General features: G+C 64.8%; 12 protein-coding genes. 7 read left to right on the forward strand and 5 right to left on the reverse strand.

Annotated elements, in window-relative coordinates:
* Window positions 1-163: 163 nt before the first annotated feature.
* From ACDA63_RS19605 to ACDA63_RS19620, 4 genes are all read right to left on the reverse strand, one after another.
* On the reverse strand, window positions 164-1,000 hold the full coding sequence (locus ACDA63_RS19605) for a hemin ABC transporter substrate-binding protein (protein WP_373664990.1): 837 nt from the start codon (window positions 998-1,000) through the stop codon (window positions 164-166).
* Window positions 1,001-1,133: 133 nt separating this feature from the next.
* Window positions 1,134-2,165, reverse strand: a complete 1,032-nt coding sequence (locus tag ACDA63_RS19610) for a hemin-degrading factor (protein ID WP_373664991.1) — start codon at window positions 2,163-2,165, stop codon at window positions 1,134-1,136.
* A gap of 78 nt (window positions 2,166-2,243) precedes the next feature.
* On the reverse strand, window positions 2,244-3,581 hold the full coding sequence (locus ACDA63_RS19615) for an HmuY family protein (protein WP_373664992.1): 1,338 nt from the start codon (window positions 3,579-3,581) through the stop codon (window positions 2,244-2,246).
* A 32-nt stretch (window positions 3,582-3,613) separates the two neighbouring features.
* Entirely contained in the window at window positions 3,614-5,611 is a 1,998-nt protein-coding gene (locus ACDA63_RS19620; protein ID WP_373664993.1) for a TonB-dependent receptor plug domain-containing protein, read from the reverse strand.
* A 495-nt stretch (window positions 5,612-6,106) separates the two neighbouring features.
* Between ACDA63_RS19620 and hemA the strand changes: the two genes are divergently transcribed.
* From hemA to ACDA63_RS19655, 7 genes are all read left to right on the forward strand, one after another.
* A complete protein-coding gene (gene hemA / locus ACDA63_RS19625) occupies window positions 6,107-7,387 on the forward strand; it encodes a glutamyl-tRNA reductase (RefSeq protein WP_373664994.1) in 1,281 nt (426 codons plus the stop codon).
* Window positions 7,384-8,466 carry a peptide chain release factor 1 gene (prfA, locus tag ACDA63_RS19630; RefSeq protein ID WP_373664995.1) on the forward strand — a complete coding sequence of 361 codons (1,083 nt, stop codon included), beginning with the start codon at window positions 7,384-7,386 and terminating at the stop codon, window positions 8,464-8,466. Before hemA ends, prfA begins: the two co-directional genes overlap by 4 nt.
* A 22-nt stretch (window positions 8,467-8,488) precedes the next feature.
* On the forward strand, window positions 8,489-9,319 hold the full coding sequence (gene prmC, locus ACDA63_RS19635) for a peptide chain release factor N(5)-glutamine methyltransferase (protein ID WP_373664996.1): 831 nt from the start codon (window positions 8,489-8,491) through the stop codon (window positions 9,317-9,319).
* A gap of 183 nt (window positions 9,320-9,502) precedes the next feature.
* Window positions 9,503-10,486, forward strand: coding sequence for a S1C family serine protease (locus ACDA63_RS19640; protein WP_373664997.1), 984 nt, complete (start codon window positions 9,503-9,505; stop codon window positions 10,484-10,486).
* 82 nt (window positions 10,487-10,568) lie between these two features.
* Entirely contained in the window at window positions 10,569-11,528 is a 960-nt protein-coding gene (locus ACDA63_RS19645) for an AAA family ATPase (RefSeq protein ID WP_373665001.1), read from the forward strand.
* Window positions 11,525-12,451, forward strand: a complete 927-nt coding sequence (locus tag ACDA63_RS19650; protein WP_373664998.1) for a DUF58 domain-containing protein — start codon at window positions 11,525-11,527, stop codon at window positions 12,449-12,451. The genes ACDA63_RS19645 and ACDA63_RS19650 overlap by 4 nt, the downstream gene beginning before the upstream one ends.
* Before the next feature lie 116 nt (window positions 12,452-12,567).
* On the forward strand, window positions 12,568-13,614 hold the full coding sequence (locus tag ACDA63_RS19655; RefSeq protein ID WP_373664999.1) for a VWA domain-containing protein: 1,047 nt from the start codon (window positions 12,568-12,570) through the stop codon (window positions 13,612-13,614).
* A 90-nt stretch (window positions 13,615-13,704) separates the two neighbouring features.
* Here ACDA63_RS19655 and ACDA63_RS19660 read toward each other — a convergent pair.
* Window positions 13,705-14,694: phosphatidate cytidylyltransferase (locus ACDA63_RS19660; RefSeq protein WP_373665000.1), on the reverse strand; the 990-nt coding region annotated here is incomplete at its 5' end.

Here is a 14,694-nt window from a genome sequence, read left to right on the forward strand (position 1 = left end):
GGCGGCGGCACCGATGGCGATCAGTACGAGCAGGACGCACAGCGCGACGAACACGCCGGAAGGCGTCGGACGCCAGCGCGCACGAGCGGGCGCCACGACGGAGGAGCCGGATGTCGTCACGCTGCGGCCCCGTTGCGGTGAGAGGAATCGACGCATCGGCACATCAGCGTGCGGCCGTCTTGCCGGTGATGCCGGCTTCGAGCTGGCGCACCGCTTCGGGCAGGCGCGGGCCGAAACCGAGCAGCAACAGGTCGTCCATGACGATCACCCGGCGCGCCTTGGCGGCGGGCGTGACAGCCAGCCCCGGTTGCGCGAGGAAGGCGTCGATGCTGCCGCTGGCGGCCACCGACATGGTGGTGGTGACGATCACGTCCGGGCGCAGGGCGGCAGCGGCTTCGGCCGAGAAGGGTTTGTAGCCGGTCTGCGAGGCGAGCACATTGGTAGCGCCGACGATCCGCAGCATGGCGGCGGCAGCGGTGTCGTCGCCCGCGGCTTCGAGCTTGCCCGTGTGGCTGCTGACCAACAGCACGCGCGGGTGCTGCGCGGGCGGTTTGATGGCGGCCAGTTCGGTGTGGATGCGGTCGACCAGCGCCTTGCCGCGCGCCGCATCGCCGAGCGCTTCGGCCACGCCGATGATGCGTTGGTCGAGTGCTTCGATGGTCGGCGCTGACGGGAGGATGACGACCTTGCTGCCGAGACGACGCAGTTGTTCGAGCGCCTGCGGCGGGCCGCTTTGATCGGATGCGAGCACCAGGTCGGGCTTGAGGCTGGCAACGCCTTCGACCGAGAACGCGCGGTAGTAACCGACCTTTGGCAGCTTGGCGGCTGCGGTCGGATAAATGCTGGAAGCATCTGCGCCGACCATGCGGTCGCCGGCATCCAGCGCATAGACGATTTCGGTGACCGGGCCGCCCAGCCCGATGATGCGCGCGGGGGGCGCGGCGTGGGCGATGCCGGTGGCCAATGTCAGGCCGCACAGGGCAGTACGCAGAATGTTCATATCGTTCCTCTTCCTCGCTTGTCCGCGAATGTCGTGTCCCTCAGAGCGCGTCGACGCGAGCCGGACTGACTGGGTACAGAAGACTGCCGACGCAGGGCGCGCCTTTGCGAAGCTCGCGCCGGCTTCAACGATTTCACGCGGCCAGCGGCTGCGCGCACAACGACGTCATCAGTTCGCGCCACGCCGGCAGCTCCGGCTTGCCGGGCTTACGCTCGCCGAAGAACTGCACGATCATTTCGCCATTGGCGTCATAGAGCTCGAGTGAGGTCACCCAGCCGTCGCTGGTGGGTTTGTTCACCACCCAGCTCGATGCCACGGCTTCGGTGTTCAAATGCAGATTGAATTTCTCGTCCAGCACGTTGTACCAAGGGCCTGTGCGCACGAGCTTTTTCACTGGCCCCGTGTGGATTTGCACGATGCCGCGGTTGGCGACGAAGCACATGATCGGCAGTTCTGTTTCTGCCGCACGTGCAAGCGTGCTTTCCACCGCGTCGCCGGCCACGCGTTGAGCGAGGTCTTCTCCGGCTGCACGCAGCGCACCCATGCGCGACACCTTGAACTGGCGCAGCATGGTGAAGAAGTCGTGGGTGTCTTTCAGGCTCAGCCAATGCGCGCGCAGTGCGGCTGCATCGTCGGCGTTTTCGGCTTCGATGGCGGGTGCAATGGCCTCGCGCATGACGGCGGTCTTTTCGGGCACGCCCAACTTGGCGACGAAGGCGTCCCACGCGGCCGCGTCGGAGTGCTCCGTGCGATACACCTTGTGCACGGCTTCACCGGTCTTGTCGAAGAACTGGATGCTGTGCCGGCCGTTTTCGATGACGGCGTAAAAGTACTTCCAGCTACCGAAGAACATGCGCAGATCGATGTCCGGCCCCAACACGATCCCCACCGGTCCTTCGGCCTGGATGTTGGTGTAGGCGCCGTGGCGTTCGTGTACGCACCAGTCATTGCGCGACAGAGCCATGACTTGCCCCAGCGTACCCAGTTCGCGGAACAGCGCCTGCGCGGTGCCGGTCAGTTCGATCGATTCCACGCCGCAGTTGGCGGCGACGAGTTCGGCTTCTGTGGCGCCCAGGCGTTGGGCGCGTTCGCGGATGCGCAGCTTCGGTTCCTGCTCACACAGGGCAGCGTGGCGTGCGCGTAGGGATTCGATGTTGTCGTTCATTTTTTGTGATTGATCCGTTGGGTGTTGCGAGAGGTCAGCGACCCGTGAGCCGCCGACCGTGTCATGCGCGCAGCGTGATCAGGGCTGGACGTTGAATTCGATCGTCCAGGTCTGCGTGCCGTTGTAGGCAGGTGTCGCTGCTGCGTAGTTGATGCTCAGCACGTGCATGCGGGCGTACGTGTTGCCTTCGCCGCCGCGCACCAGCGTGGCCGCATCCGGGTTCGCCTTGAGCATGTGCTGGGTGACGCCCACCGCTGCACCCGCTGCATCGGTCGGGTAGTACGAATACCAACCGTAGTTCAGCGCGTTCGGGTAAGAGCCGGTGTAGGCCGGGCTCAGTTGTGAGCCGATGGCGTCCTTCTTCCAGGCGCTGGCGGCCGAAGGCAGGGACAGGTCGGATGCCGTCAGGTCGGCCAGGAAGTCAGCCGGCTTGGCGGCGACGATGGTCGTTTCGTTGGCCGTGCCGCTCGGGTACAGGCTGGCCGGTGTCTTGGCGAGGAAGCCGCCGACCTTGCCGGAGCCCGACGTGCCGCCGTTGAGCTTGACGTTGTAGCGGTTGAAGGCAATGTGCCAGTTGCCGTTGACGTCGGTCGTGGTGTTGTTGGCGAGGTCGTAATAGACCCACGCGGAGCCGCTGGCATCAATGGTTTTGGTATTGACCGTAGCCGGCGAGGCACGATCGATCCAGCGGATGGTCGGGTAGCCGGATGCCGTGCCGCTGGGGCCGCCGTAGTAGCCGATCACTTGCAGGGCGAACACTGGCGCGCTGGTATCGGTGATGGCCTTGGTGTTGTCGGTGGTGATCAGGTATGTGCGATAGCTCGGGTAGAGCAGGTGCGTGCCGGCCAGGCCGTATTCGAAGATGCCCGAAGCGATACCGTTGGTGCCCGAGAACACGTTGCTGGCAGCGTCCTTCATCCACGCAGCGGCAGGGATCGCGCCGTTGACGGGGTCGGTGGTGGCGTTTTGCCAGGTCAGCAATTGCGCCCAGGTGTAGTCGAACGGCGAGCCAAGCGCCGCACCGTTGCCGGTGCCGCTCTCACCGCTGTTGGTGAAGAACGATGCCGTGCGGCCGCCGCTGGTCATCTTCACGTCCCATGCGGTGCCTGAACAATCGGCGACTTCGGCCTTGGCGTTGAAGTCGTAGCAGATCGAGCCCGAAGACGGCAGGACGAAGGTCCACGTGGCGGTCTGCGAGAAGCTGCCGGTCGACGTCGAACTCGACGAGGAGCTGGAGGACGATGAGCTCGACGACGAAGACGAATTGCCCGCCGATGACGAAGACGAGCTGGTGCTCGACGACGATGCACTGCTCGACGAGCCACCACTGTCTCCATCACCGCCCCCGCCGCCGCAGGCCGCGAGTGCGAGCGCGAGCATGGCCGTGCTCAGCGCAAAAACCGGTTTGCGAATCATTTGGAATTCCTCTCCTGTTGTTTCCTGTCGCATTAACGAGAAGCGTCGAAGCTGTACTTCGCGCCGAGATAGATGAAGCGCCCCGCCACGGGCCCGAAGTCATTGGCGTCTGAAAAATCGCGTTGCTTGTTGAACATGTTGTTCACGCCGACGAAACCGGTGAAACCGGCGCCGAGCTTCTGGTTGATCACCAGATCGAATGTGGTCCATGCCGGCGAACGGGCATCGGTGGTCGAGTCGACCAGTTCGCTGCTCTGGTAGCGGCCGCGCAACGACACTTCGGTCGACGGCAGTGCCTGCCACGTGAAGCCAAGGCGCGCGATGTTGCGCGGACGACGGGTGAGTTCGGTGTCGGCGTCCAGGTCCTTGGCGTCGGTGAAGGTCCAGGCCGCGTTGACGTCGAGCGTGTCGGTGGCTTGCCAGCGCACGGCGGTTTCCAGCCCCTGCGTGCGGGCGCGGGCAACGTTGCGATACGTGTAGACGGCGATGCCATTGGTCACCGTGTAGTTGTCCATGTCGGTCTGGATCAGGTCGCGCACGCGGTTGTAGAAGAGGTTGGCGTCGACCGTCACGCGATTGCGCCAAGTCATCGTGCCGCCGAGCTGGAAGCTGTTGGACGACTCGGGCTTGAGGTCCGGGTTGCCGAGCACGATGTAGCCTAGCGAGCTGTGATCGAAGAGGTAATGGCGTTCCTTCAGGTTCGGCACGCGGTAGCCCTGGCCGAAGTTGGCGCGCCACACGCTCTTCCAGTCGTCATTGATCGGCAGATTGGCGCGTACGCCGATCTTGGGCGCGAGGTGACTGCCAAAGTCAGAGTCGTCCTGGCCGCGCAGGCCGACGACCATCTCCCACGTGTCGTTGAAGATCACGTCGTTCTGCGCATACAACTCGTGTGCGGTGCGTTCGGCGTTGCCGAGCAGTTCCGAATTGTTGTCGACGCTCTGGTTGAGCCGCTCCACGTGATAGTCGCCGCCGAACTGCCACAACTGGCGATTCCAGGCCGGCAGGTCGAACTGCAGCGAGACGTGTTCGGTACGCTGGTTCGACAGACGATTGGCGGTGCGAAAGTCGTTGGAGTATTCCTGCGAGTTGCTTTCGTAGCCTTCGGTCATGCCGACGAGCCGCGCCTGCACGCCGGTGTCGAATTTCCATTGCGCGCCGTATTCGAAGCGGTCGCGGGTGATGTCCTCAGTCTTGCGCTGCGGAACGTAGTTGGGCGGCGCGTAGTACTGGTAGCGCTGCTCATCGTTTTCGCGATAGGTGCTGGCATCGATCCAGAGGCGGCCATTCTTGCCGGGCAGCCATTCCAGGCGCCCGGCGTATTGCTGGCGGCGGATGGCATCGCCCTGGCGAGCCCAGCCGTCCGGGTCGGTCGAAAAGCCTTTGTCGTCGAGCGCGTCGGCTGAAACCCGCGCGCGCCATTGGTCGCCGCCGCCTTCCACGCGGAAGTTGCCGTGCGTGTTGCCGATGTCGCCGTCAACGTTCTGTCTGCCGTAACTGCCCAGATCGACCGTTGCCGATCCCGCAATGCCTGCCTTGATCGGTCGCGTGATGACGTTGATGACCCCACCCATCGCCGAGCTGCCGTATTGCGCTGAGCTGGCGCCCTTGACCACTTCGATGTGGTCGACCTCGGTCAGCAGGTATTGCGACAGATCGACCGTCGAGCCGGTGCTGGCGGAAATCGGCAGGCCGTCGATCAGCACCAGCACCTGATCGCTCGTCATCCCTTGCAGCGATACCTCGAAGCCCGACTTGCCGTGGATTTCGCGCAACTGCACGCCGGGGACGTTTTCCAGCGCATCTTTCAGCGTGCGCGCGTGGGTGCGGTCGATTTCCTGCCGGTCGACCACTTCAGTGCGGACCGGCGTGTCGTCGGCAGTCTTCTCGGAGCGCGTGCCGGTAACGACGACAGTAGGGAGAGTGGATTCCTGTGCTTGGGCGGACGCCGGAACGAGCCAGGGGAGAAGCAGCGCGCCACAAAGAAGAGAGGGAACGCGAGGGGCAAGGTAGCGATGCTGGCGTGACACGGCTTTGTTGTCCGCGGAAGAGAATGTAGACGCAAATAATAATAACTCGCATTAAGAATTACAATTCTTTCAAAATTCATGTCCACGACGATTCACCATTCCCCGAACGAGGTGGCCCGGCTGCGGATTGGTGCCACCGCGTCCGCTCCATTGTTGGCTCTGCTGCGGCAAGGAACCGTGGCAGAGTTCGTCAGAGCGCGGGAGCGAGGCGCGCCGCGAAGATCGGCAGGGCGGCACGCAGCTTGATGGGGCGGGGAGCGCCGCGATAAAATCGCGCGCTTGCCACGCCGCTGCGGTGGCGAGGGAACAGGACGGGCCCGGCACGCGTTGTTCGGCCCGTTTTTGCTTTTGAGCCACTGACGCTGAGGCAGGCACTGGGCCTGCCTTTTCGGGCGAAGAAGGGCCGCACGCAGGCGACCCGCTTTCTTTGCAAAGCCCTGACAATCCTGTAATAACGAGGTGTCGGGGCCGCGCCGCCCCTCGACCCCATATCACATGTCGCTTTTCGCTCTCGGACTGAACCATCACACCGCGCCGCTCGCCATTCGCGAGCAGGTGGCGTTTCAGCCCGAGCGCCTCGTGCAGGCATTGGTCGAACTGGTGCGCACCGCGCCCGTGCGCGAAGCGGCCATCGTGTCCACCTGCAATCGCACCGAACTCTATTGCTCGACTGATTCGCCGGAAGCCGCTGCCGATTGGCTGGCACAGCACCATCGCCTGCCATTGCGAGACATTGCGCCCTATCTGTACACCTACCCGCAGCATGACGCCGTGCGTCACATCTTCCGCGTGGCCAGCGGGCTCGATTCAATGGTGCTGGGCGAGCCACAGATCCTCGGCCAATTGAAAGAGGCCGCGCGCCTGGCCGAGTCCGCCGGTACGCTGGGCAGCCTGCTGCACAAACTCTTCCAGCACAGCTTTGCGGTTGCCAAGGAAGTCCGCTCCACCACCGCCATCGGCGCCAACATCGTTTCGATGGCGGCGGCCGGCGTGCATCTGTCCGAACGCATCTTCGAGAGCATGGGCGACACGCGGGTGCTGTTCATCGGCGCGGGCGAGATGATCGCCCTGTGCGCCGCGCACTTCGCCGGCACTCACCCGGCCTACATGAGCGTGGCCAACCGCACGCGCGAGCGCGGCGAAGCGTTGGCCTCGCGCATCGGGGCCGACGTGCTGCCGCTGGAAGCCATCGGCGACGTGCTGCACCGCTACGACGTCGTCGTGTCATGCACCGCCAGCCCGTTGCCGATCATCGGTCGGGGCGTGGCCGAACGTGCCATTCGCGCGCGGCGTCGCCGGCCGATGGTGATGGTCGATCTGGCCGTGCCGCGCGACATCGAGGCCGAAGTGGGCGATCTGCCCGATGTATTCCTCTACACCGTCGACGACCTCGCGCAGATCGTCAGCGCCGGAATGGAGTCGCGCCAGGCCGCCGTGGAAGACGCCGAAGGCATCATCGATACCAGCGTCACGGGTTTCTTCCAGTGGCTCGAACGCCGCGACGCCGTGCCGACCATCCGGGCGCTGCGTGAACATGGCGAGGCGATTCGCCAGCAAGAGGTCGCCCGCGCCCTGCGCATGCTCTCGCGTGGCGAAGATCCGCAAGCCGTGCTGGCGGCGCTGTCCAGCGGACTGACCAATAAGCTCCTGCACGAACCCACTCAGTTCCTCGCGCGCGCCCATGGCGACCAGGTGCTGCGTGCGGCCGACACCATTCAACAGATATTCGATCTGGCGCCGGACGCCGACGAGACCGCCGGGCCCGACAAGACATGAAATCCAGCATCCGCAACAAGCTCGAACAACTCGCGTTCCGCCTCGAAGAACTCGACGGTGTGCTTGCCACCGAGGCGGCGACGGCCGACATGGATCAGTACCGCAAGCTGACCCGCGAGCACGCGGAAATCGGCCCCGTGGTGCACCTCTACAAGAACTTCCAGCTCGCCGAGGCCGACGAAGTGAGCGCGGCAGAAATGCTGGCCGATCCTGAGATGAAGGAGTTTGCTGCGGCAGAACTCGATTCCGCGCGCCAAGCGCAGGCCCGCATCGAACAAGAACTGCAGATCGCGCTGCTGCCGCGCGACCCCAACGATGAACGTAACCTGTTCCTCGAAGTCCGCGCCGGCACGGGTGGCGACGAGGCCGCGCTGTTCGCCGCCGACCTGCTGCGCATGTATACGCGTTTTGCTGAACGCCAGGGCTGGCGCGTGGAGATCGTCTCAGCCAGCGAATCCGATCTGGGCGGCTACAAGGAAGTCATCGCGCGCATCGTCGGCCAGGGCGCGTACTCCAAGCTCAAGTTCGAATCCGGCGGCCACCGCGTGCAACGTGTCCCGGTGACCGAAACGCAGGGCCGCATCCACACATCCGCCTGCACCGTGGCCGTGATGCCCGAAGCCGACGAACTGGCGGAAATCCAGATCAATCCGGCTGAACTGCGCATCGATACCTTCCGTGCCAGCGGCGCGGGCGGTCAGCACATCAACAAGACCGACTCGGCCGTGCGCATCACGCACTTGCCGACCGGCATCGTCGTCGAATGCCAGGACGACCGCTCGCAGCACCGCAACAAGGCGCAGGCCATGAGCGTGCTGGCCGCGCGCCTGAAGGACGCACAACTGCGCGAGCAACAGCAGAAGGAAGCGGCCACGCGCAAGAGCCTCGTTGGCAGCGGCGACCGCTCCGAGCGCATCCGCACCTACAACTTTCCGCAGGGGCGGATCACCGATCACCGCATCAATCTCACGTTGTACAAGCTCGACGCCGCCATGGACGGCGACATCGGCGAGCTGATCGATGGCCTGATCACCGAACACCAGACCGAACTGCTGGCGCAACTGACCGAAGAAAACTGACGCCTACCGCACAGGAGGGGACATGGATTTCACGACACTCGGTGAAGCACTGGCCTTTGCACGCGCGCGCATCGACGTGGTGGACGCCAAGGTGCTGCTGCGCTACGCGGCCGACGTGACCGCCTCGACCCTGGCCGCGTACCCCGAGCGCGCGCTGAACTGCGAGCAGGCCATGCGTTTTGCCGAATGGGTGGGGCGGCGCGAGTACGGCGAGCCGGTGGCGCACATCATTGGCGAGCGCGAGTTCTTCGGCCGCATGTTCCACGTCACCGCAGACACACTGATTCCGCGCCCGGACACCGAGATCGCCATCGAGCGTGCGCTGGAGTGCCTGCACAACGTCGCCTCGCCGGACGTGCTGGATCTGGGCACGGGCAGCGGCGTGATCGCCATCACGCTGGCACTGGAGTGTCCAAGCGCCGATGTGACCGCCATCGACGCCAGTGCCGCCGCGCTCACGGTGGCCAAACAGAACGCCAGCGCACTCGGCGCGCGTCTGCGCAGCCTGGCCGGGAGTTGGTTCGAACCGGTGAAGGGCGAACGCTTCCATCTCATCGTTTCCAATCCGCCTTACATCGAAGAGCAAGACGTACATCTCTCGCGAGGCGATGTGCGCTTCGAGCCGCGTACGGCGCTCGCCAGCGGCGCAGATGGCCTCGACGATATCCGCCATATCGTGCGCCAGGCCCCCGCGCATCTGGCTACCGGCGGCTGGCTCGTGCTCGAACATGGTTACGACCAGGCCAGCCGGGTGCGCGCCTTGCTGGTGCATGCAGGCTTTGTCGATGTGTCTTCGCGCCGCGATCTGGCCGGCATCGAACGCGTCACCTCCGGGCGAATCGACACTCGCTGATCCTCCTCCGGCCGGGCGATCCGGCCACGACCATGGAACGTGAAAAGGTGCCGCGCCACGCACGGGCGATTTGCGCACGCTTTATGCATCGTGGTGTTACCTCGCGCGGTCGACCTCGCGGACATCGCCGACTATCTTTCAAAATGGTGCAGTGTTCGCCACCCTTTCCCCCGGGAGCGCGCCATGAAACGACCGCCGTTGTACAGCCGCAGCAGCCCGCCGCCGGCGCCCGTCGCGCAAGCCGCTCCCTTGGAAGCCGCGCCGACGCCGCCGAAGGCGCGTCGTTTCGCACGCGTGCGACGCCACGCTGGGCAACTGGCACTGGCCTTCCTGCTGCTCGCGGCATTCGCCTGGATGGCGCACCTGAGTCTACAGCCGCGTCCGCACGTGCTCACGCAGAAAGAAATCGATCAGGCTGTCCTGCACACCCTGGCAACCAAGGATCTGCCCTCGCAGGCCGCGCGTGCCGCAGCCGCGGTCGGGCCGTCCGTCGTGCGCGTGGTGAGCTATGGGCCCGTCAAGGGCGATGCCCGCCACGCGGCGCGCAAGAAGGGCAAGGACGCCATGTCGGGGAGTTCCCGCAAGGGGGCGACGAAGGGCGACGACGCAGCCAATGGTGAGGACAAGGACGAGCCGCAAGGACTCGGCACGGGCGTGGTGATCGTCGACAACGGCACCATCCTGACCAGCCTGCACGTGGTTGCCAGCGCGCATTCAGTGAAGGTCATCTTCGCTGACGGTCTGGAGTCGCCCGCCGATGTGACGGGCGTGCAGCCTGAAAACGATCTGGCGGTGCTCAAGGCGCGCAAGATTCCCGACGACCTGCAGCCGGCCACGCTGCGCTCCACGGGCGACCTGGCGCCGGGCGACGAGGTGGTCGCGGTCGGCCATCCATTCGGCATTGGCCCGTCGGTGTCCGCTGGCGTGATCTCGGGCTTCAAGCGCGAGTTCCAGTCGCCCGAAGGCGAACGCTTGCTTACCAATCTGATCCAGTTCGACGCGGCGGCCAATCCGGGCAACTCGGGCGGGCCGCTGGTGACCATGGATGGCGCGGTGGTCGGCATCGTCGCCGCCATTCTCAATCCGAGCGCGCGCACCTTTGCCGGCATCGGTTTTGCCGTACCCATCGAAAACGCGGCGGCCGCGGTCGGCATGTCGCCTTTCTGAGCATCCTGCGATTCACCCCCAAAGACACGGAGAGAGACCCATGGACAGCTGCGATTCGCGCACGGCACAAGTCGCCACCCTGATGGAGCGCATCCTCTATGAAGTCAAACGGGTGGTGGTCGGGCAGGACTATTTCCTGGAACGCGTGATGGTGGCGATGCTGGCGCAGGGGCACCTGCTGGTCGAAGGCGTGCCGGGCCTGGCCAAGACGCTTACCGTCAAGACGCTGGCGCGCACGCTGCATGGCACATTCAAGCGCATTCAATTCACGCCCGACCTGGTGCCGTCCGACCTGGTCGGCACGCGCATCTACAACCAGAAGACCGGTGAGTTCGCGACCTCGCTCGGTCCGGTGTTTGCCAACCTGCTGCTGGCCGACGAAATCAACCGCGCGCCGGCCAAGGTGCAGAGTGCGTTGCTGGAGGTGATGCAGGAGCGTCAGGTCACGATCGCGGGCGAGACCCATCGCGTGCCTGAACCGTACCTCGTGATGGCCACGCAGAACCCCATCGAGACCGAGGGCACCTATCCCTTGCCCGAGGCGCAGGTCGATCGGTTCATGATGAAAGTGCTGGTCGACTACCCGAGCGAAGAAGAGGAGTTCGTCATCGTCGAGCGCGTGACCGGGCCGGCGGTACAGGTGACGGCAGTCACGACCGCCGAAGAGCTGGCGCAATTGCAGGCAGTCTGTCGCGAGGTCTACGTCGATCCGGCGATCATGCAGTACGCCGTGCGGCTGGTGTCCGCCACTCGCCAGCCCGAGAAGTACGGGCTCAAGGATTTCGCCAAGTACCTGACCTTCGGCGCGAGCCCGCGCGCCAGCATCGGGATGATCGAAGGCGCGCGCGCGCTGGCGCTGATGCGCGGGCGCAGTTACGTGTTGCCCGAAGACGTGATCGACATCGTGCCCGACGTCATGCGCCATCGCATGTCCTTGTCGTACGAGGCGCTGGCCGAAGGCTTGTCCGCCGACGATCTGGTCGGGCGCATCCAGAAGGCGGTAGCGCCCCCCGATCGCCAGCAACTCAGGCAGGTAGCATGAGCGGCCGCGCCGAACAACTCCTCACGCGGCTGGAATGGACGGTCGTGCGACGGCTCGACGGCCTGCTGCAGGGCGACTACCGCACGCTGATGCGCGGGGCCGGGCTGGACCTGGCCGACCTGCGCGAATACCAGTATCACGACGACGTGCGCCATATCGACTGGAACGTCACCGCGCGCCTGCAGATTCCGCACGTGCGGCAGTTCACCGAAGATCGTGAAATGGCTGCGTGGTTTCTGGTCGACCTTTCTCCTTCAGTCGACTTCGGTTCGCGCGACGTGCGCAAGCGCACACTGTCTGGCGAATTCGTCGGCGTGCTGGCGCGCCTGCTCACGCGCCATGGCAACCGCGTCGGCGCCTTGCTGTACGGCGCGGGCGTGGACACGGTGATTCCGCCGGGCAACAGCCGCCGCCACGTGCTGCGCCTGCTGCACAGCCTGGTGACGCGGCCGACCCTGCTGCGGCCCGGCGTCACCGACCTCAAGGCCTTGCTCGACGCGGCGCTGCGCACCATTCACCAGCGCGGCAGCATCTTTGTGATTTCGGATTTCATCAGTCAGCCGGGCTGGGAAAAACCGCTCGGCCAACTCGTCCAGCGACATGACGTGCTCGCGGTACGCGTGGTCGACCCGCTGGAACGTTCACTGCCTGATCTGGGCATGCTGGTGATGCATGACCCGGAGACCGGGGAACAGATCACGGTCGATACGCAGAACGCCGGATTCCGGCGCCGCTTTGCCGAACTGGCGAAGGCGCGCGACGTCGAAATACGCGAGGCCTTCGTGAAGGCCGGCGTCGACGCGCTGGAACTCGTCACCGACGGTGACCTGGTCGACGCCGTCGTGCGTTTCGTCGAATTACGCAAGCGGCGCATGGCGCTCTCCAGCGGAGGCTTGCCGCAGCATCTGCGCGCTACGGGGTAGGGCGGCGCGCGCCCAGGGAGCACAACAACAAGGCGCGTTCTGCGCCGCACATGAATGCTTTGTCGTTGTTGGTCGGCGTGGGGATGACTCCATGCCCTATCGAGGAGCATCGGAAAATGGTTTTCCTGTGGCCCGAGCTGCTGTGGCTCCTGTTGTTGGTTCCTCTGCTCATACTGGCTTACTTGTGGTTGCTACGCAGGCGCAAGAAACTGGTTGTCGATTACGCCAACCTGTCTCTGGTGAAGGCGGCGATGGGGCGCGGGCAGCGCTGGCGTCGTCATGTGCCGCCGGTGCTGTTCCTGCTGGCGCTCGTATCGATGCTGGTCGCCACGGCCCGGCCGACGGCTGTCATCACGCTGCCGTCGCAGCAGCAGACGATCATCCTGGCGATGGATGTTTCCGGCAGCATGCGCGCGCAGGACGTAGCGCCCGACCGCATTACCGCGTCGCAGAACGCCGCCAAGGCCTTCGTCAAGAACCTGCCGCCCAACGTGCGCGTGGGTGTCGTGTCCTTCGCCGGCTCGGCCGCTGTCGTCCAGCCGCCGACGCGCAGTCATGACGATGTCGTGGCGGCGATCGATCGATTCCAGTTGCAGCGTGGCACGGCGCTGGGCAGCGGACTCATTCTGTCGCTGGCGACCTTGTTCCCCGACGAGGGCATCGATATCTCGGGCATCACGGAGGGACGGGGCGACGACCGTTATGGGCGCGCGATCGGCAGCGAGACCAACAAACCCAAAGTGGAGCGCCAGCCCGTCGCGCCCGGTTCGTATGCTTCGGCAGCCATCATCCTGCTGACGGATGGGCAGCGCACGCACGGCCCCGATCCGGTCGAAGCCGCGCGCATGGCGGCCGACCATGGCGTGCGCGTCTATACCGTGGGATTCGGTACGGTCGAAGGCGAAGTCACCAGTTTTGAAGGCTGGTCGATGCGCGTGCGGCTCGACGAGGACACGCTCAAGGCCGTGGCGGGGCTCACGCAAGCGGAGTATTTCCACGCCGCGAGCGCCGACGATCTCAAGCAGGTCTACCAGAAGCTCCACTCGCGCATCACAGTAGAGACGAAGGAAACCGAAATCACCGCGCTATTCGCCGCCCTGGCCGCCGTGCTGGCGACGATCGCCGCTGCGTTGTCGGTGCTGTGGTTTGGACGGGTGGTATAGAGGCTTCTCGACCTCTGTCATTCAGACGCAGGTGTCGAGCACGTGCGGGGTGGTCGTGGCGACATCTGCGCTGGAATGGGAGCGGCAGGCTTAGGACGCCCAGTAGCGCACGATGTGAAAGAACACCGGGGCAGCAAAGCATACCGAGTCGAAGCGATCGAGCATGCCGCCGCGACCTTCAAGGCTGTTGCCCCAATCCTTCACGCCGCGATCGCGCTTTATCGCCGCCATCACCAGACCGCCCAGGCTGCCCATGACGGTCACCGCCAGCGCTGCCAGCGCGGCCTGGCCCGGTGAAAATGGCGTGGCCCACCACAGCATGGCGCCGAGCACCGTGCTGCTCACGATACCGCCGACCAGCCCTTCGATCGTCCGGTATGCAGAGAGCCCGGGCGACATCTTGTGGCGACCGAAGAGCTTGCCGCACAGGTATTGCATGAGGTCCCCCGATTGCACGATGAGCACCAGGAAGATCACCAGCAACAGGTTGCGCCCTTCATAGCCTGGAATGCGCAATACCAACAGCGCGGGGAACTGTGAGATGCAGTACACGCAGATCATCAGGCCCCACTGGGTCTGTGCAGCGCGGTCGATGAAGCGGGTGGTGTCATGCCCGAAGCAGGCGAGGATTGGCAGGGCCAGGAATGCGTACACCGGCACGAAAATCGTCGCCGCGCTCCACCACTCATGCCATACGAATACGTATTGCAGCGGCAGGACGACGAAGAAACTCACCACCAGCGGCCAGTGGTCGCCGCGCTGCGTCGGCGCCAGCGTGATGAACTCGCGCAGCGTGTAGAACGACAGCAAGCCGAACAGGATCACGACGCCCGTGTGCCCGCCCAGGAAGGCAACGCCGGTGACAATGGCGATGATCCACCATGTGCGTGCGCGTGCGTTGAGGTTGCGGACCAACCGATGGTCGGTGCCAAGACGGCGACCCAGTACGGGGCCAAGAATGCTGGCGAGCAGTAGCACGACTCCGATACCGGCAAACAGCAACAGCGTGATGTGACGCGTGGTGATGGCGTCGCCACCGAAAATCGCAAACGGCAGGGTCATGCTGGCGTCAGGGCGAGG

It is taken from the genome of Uliginosibacterium sp. sgz301328 (assembly GCF_041807905.1).
Classification (GTDB): domain Bacteria; phylum Pseudomonadota; class Gammaproteobacteria; order Burkholderiales; family Rhodocyclaceae; genus JBGVSA01.